Origin of the sequence: Streptomyces sp. SID5643 (assembly GCF_009872555.1) — a bacterium.
Lineage (GTDB): Bacteria > Actinomycetota > Actinomycetes > Streptomycetales > Streptomycetaceae > Streptomyces > Streptomyces iakyrus.
Genome location: NZ_WWIC01000265.1, coordinates 1 through 3,812 on the forward strand (window position 1 = coordinate 1; position 3,812 = coordinate 3,812).

The 3,812-nt window shown below is 70.2% G+C and carries 3 protein-coding genes; 2 read left to right on the top strand and 1 reads right to left on the bottom strand.

Going from position 1 to position 3,812, the window contains the following annotated elements; all coding sequences use genetic code 11:
- Positions 1-854, top strand: an 854-nt coding sequence (locus tag GTY56_RS29965; protein ID WP_524540155.1) for a serine/threonine kinase C-terminal domain-containing protein, incomplete at its 5' end; no start/stop codon positions are given.
- A gap of 95 nt (positions 855-949) precedes the next feature.
- Here GTY56_RS29965 and GTY56_RS29970 read toward each other — a convergent pair.
- Positions 950-2,440 carry an amino acid permease gene (locus GTY56_RS29970; RefSeq protein WP_062926857.1) on the bottom strand — a complete coding sequence of 497 codons (1,491 nt, stop codon included), beginning with the start codon at positions 2,438-2,440 and terminating at the stop codon, positions 950-952.
- A 278-nt stretch (positions 2,441-2,718) separates the two neighbouring features.
- Between GTY56_RS29970 and GTY56_RS29975 the strand changes: the two genes are divergently transcribed.
- Positions 2,719-3,204, top strand: coding sequence for a ribose-5-phosphate isomerase (locus GTY56_RS29975; protein ID WP_161368440.1), 486 nt, complete (start codon positions 2,719-2,721; stop codon positions 3,202-3,204).
- The last annotated feature ends 608 nt before the right edge of the window (positions 3,205-3,812 follow it).

The following is a 3,812-nucleotide window of genomic DNA, read 5'->3' on the forward strand; positions in this document are numbered from 1 at the left end:
GCCCGCACCACCACCCCGCGCACCCCGCGCACCCCGCGCACCCCGCGCACCCCGCGCACGCCGCGCCCACGCAGGCGCCCGCGAAGTCCCGGCGCCCGGTCTCCCTCACCCGTGCACAGGCCGAGACCGAGCGCCGCCCCCACCCCGCACCCACGCCGATGCCGCCGGGCGAACTCCCCGGTCCTGCCGTCCCGGTCGCACCCGGGGCGCGTCCCCGCTCCGGCGCGGGCCGCCGTCGTACCGTGCTCGCCGCCGCGGCAGCCACCCTCGCCACCGCCGGCACCGTCGTCGGCATCCTGCTGGCGACGTCAGCAGGCTCGCCGGGAGACGACGACACTCCCCGCGCCGGATCCTCCGCGTCCGCTCCGGCCACCGGCGCTACCACCACCGCCCCCTCACCCACCGTCGAGGGCACCACCAGGCCGCAGACCCTGCCGCCCGGCACGCACCGGGAGGCCGGCGGGTTCGCCTGGGCGACGCCGGACGGCTGGCGGCGGGACGTGAAGACGGGCGCGGAGGTGCACTACACCTCCCCGGACGGCACCCAGGAACTGGTCGGCAAGTCCTCCCTGGCCCGCGGTGACCTGCTGGAGACCTGGCAGACCTCGGAGCGCAACGCCCAGCAGGGCCAGGACTACCGCAAGATCCGCCTGGAGGAGACCACCTTCCGCGGCCACCCGGCGGTCGTCTGGGAGTACACGTTCACGCTGAAGGGCGTCCACTGGCACGCCCGTCTGCTCGGCTTCAACGTGACCGGCAAGTCGTACCAGGTCAACACGTGGTACGACGCGAGGATCGAGCAGGAGGCACTCGCCACCTACGAGAAGGTCAGGGACAGTTTCACGGTGCTGTAGGCGGCCGCGGGAATGCGAGAGGGGCCTGTGGTGCGTGCGACAGCACGCACCACAGGCCCCTCTTCACGACGAACGGTGAGGCGGTGGCCGCAGGATCAGCCGGCCGACACCTCGCTGCGCTCCTCACCCTGAGCCTGCGGGGCATCGGCGGCCGGCCGGCCCCCACGCAGTCCCTTCTTCACGAAGGCGATGACGAGCACCACCGCGGCAACGAGCAGCGACAGCAGGATGGTCTGACGCCCGTCGTGCTCGGTGTCGGTGAGCATGTAGCCGAGGATGAACACGATCAGCGCGGCGGTCGCCCAGGTCAGGTACGGGTACAGCCACATCTTCACGACGAGCTTCTCGGGCGCCTCGGCCTTGATGATCTTCCGCATCCGCAGCTGGGAGAAGCAGATCACCAGCCACACGAACAGGGCGACCGCGCCACTGGAGTTCACCAGGAACAGGAAGACGGAGTCCGGGAACTTGTAGTTGAAGAACACCGCGACGAAGCCGAAGGCGACGGAGGCGAGGATCGCCGTGCGCGGCACGCCGTTGGAGGTCGTGCGGGCGAAGGCCTTCGGTGCGTCGCCGCGCTGGCCGAGGGAGAAGGCCATGCGGGAGGCGGTGTACAGACCGGAGTTCAGACAGGACAGCACCGAGGTCAGCACGATGAAGTTCATGATCTGACCGGCGTGCGCGATGCCGAGGGAGTCGAGGGCGGCGACGTAGGAGCCGTCCTTGGTGATGGCCTTGCTGTCCCACGGGAGCAGGCACACGACCACGGCGATAGAGCCGAGGTAGAAGACGGCGACACGCCAGATGATGCTGTTGGTGGCCTTGGTGACGGCCTGCCGCGGGTTCTCGGACTCGCCGGCGGCCAGGGTGGCGATCTCGCTGCCCATGAAGGAGAAGACGACGAGCAGCACACCGGTGAGGATGGCGCCGGCCCCGTTGGGCAGGAAGCCGCCGTGCTCGGTGAGGTTGCTCAGGCCGGCCTGCTCACTGTCCACACCGGGCAGCAGCCCGAAGACGGCCAGCCCGCCGATGACGATGAACGCGGCGATGGCGACGACCTTGATGCCCGCGAACCAGAACTCGAACTCGCCGTAGGAGCCGACGGAGACCAGGTTGGTGGCGGTCAGCACCACCATCACGATCAGGGCCCAGCCCCACTGGGGCACGGCCGGGATCCACCCCTCCAGGATCACGGCACCGGCGGTCGCTTCGACCGCCAGCACCACGACCCAGAAGAACCAGTACAGCCAGCCGATGGAGAAACCGGCCCAGGACCCGAGGGCCCGGTCGGCGTGTGCGGAGAAGGAACCCGAGGTCGGGTTGGCGGCCGACATCTCACCGAGCATCCGCATCACCAGCACCACGAGCGTGCCGACGAGGGCGTACGACAGGAGGATGCCGGGTCCGGCGGTGGCGATACCGGAGCTGGAACCCACGAAGAGTCCGGCGCCGATGACACCGCCGATGGCGATCATCGAAAGATGCCGGTTCTTGAGCCCGGCCTGCAGCCCGGAGCCCTCGGCTCCGGGTTCTCCGGGACCTCCGGGGTCGTTTCCGGTCTTGTTCAGAGTCGGCTGCGAGGTCATGGAACGGATTTCCTTTGCGCCGGGGAGCTGTACTTCCGTACGAAGCGCACGAGCCGCACGAAAGGGGTGTTTCGCGGCATGGCGGCGTACGGGGGGCTCGCACGAGCGGTGTACGAGCCGGTCCAGTGAATCGGAGGCGAACGAATAGGAGAACCTTTGAATCCAGATTGTTACTTGAGGTTTTCCTGAGGTTCAGTAATGTGGCTCACATTTGCCTCGAGTTTTCAGGAGCGCCACCCCGCGCGCCTTCCCCGAAACACCCGTGTCACACTCGTCCCATGCGCGTGTACCTCGGCTCGGACCATGCGGGCTACGAACTCAAGAACCACCTCGTCGAGTGGCTGAAGCAGGCGGGTCACGACCCCGTCGACTGCGGCCCGCACATCTACGACGCCCAGGACGACTACCCGCCCTTCTGCCTCAGGGCAGCGGAGCGCACGGCCGCTGACCCCGAGGCTCTCGGTGTCGTCATCGGCGGCTCGGGCAACGGCGAGCAGATCGCCGCGAACAAGGTCAAGGGCGTCCGTGCGGCCCTCGCCTGGAGCGAGGAGACGGCGTCCCTGGGGCGCCAGCACAACAACGCGAACGTCGTCGCGGTGGGCGCGCGCATGCACTCGCAGGACGAGGCGACGAAGTTCGTGGAGACGTTCCTCGGCACGCCTTTCTCCGGTGACGAACGTCACATTCGCCGGATCGACATGCTGTCGGCCTACGAAACGACCGGCGACCTGCCCCCGATCCCGCCGCACCACCCGCAGCAGTAGCCGACCCGCTTTTCAGAGCCGGGCCGGGCAGGAGCCACGTCGCCGACGGGGCGGAGCTGTCGCCCGGGTGGGGCAGCAGCCATGTCGCAGACGAGTCGGAGCTGCCGCCCGGCCGGCGCAGGAGCCGTGCGTTCACGCAGCCGGCACGCCTTCCGCCCGCGGGGCGGGGCTGCGCACCGTGGCGGGGCCGTGAGCGCCGGCCCGGGCGGGAGCAGCGCTTCCCTGGCGGGGGTGCTCTGTCCCGAGCGGGGGTAGTGCTTCCTGACAGGGCCGCGCGAGTTCTGTCCCGGGCGGGGGTTGCGTCCCCCGGCAGGGCCGCGCGAGTTCTGTCCCGGGCGGGGGTTGCGTCCCCCGGCAGGGCCGCGCGAGCTCTGCCTCGGGCGGGAGCTGCGCTTCCCTGGCGGGGCCGTGAGCGCCGGACCGAGCGGGAGTTGCGATCCTGGCGGGGCGGTGAGCACTGTGTGGGGCGGGAGCTGCGCTTCCCTGGCGGGGGTGCGAGTTCTGTCCCGGGCGGGGGTTGGGTTCCCCGGCAGGGCCGCGCGAGCTCTGTCCCGAGCGGGAGTTGCGATCCTGGCGGGGCGGTGAGCACTGTGTGGGGCGGGAGCTGC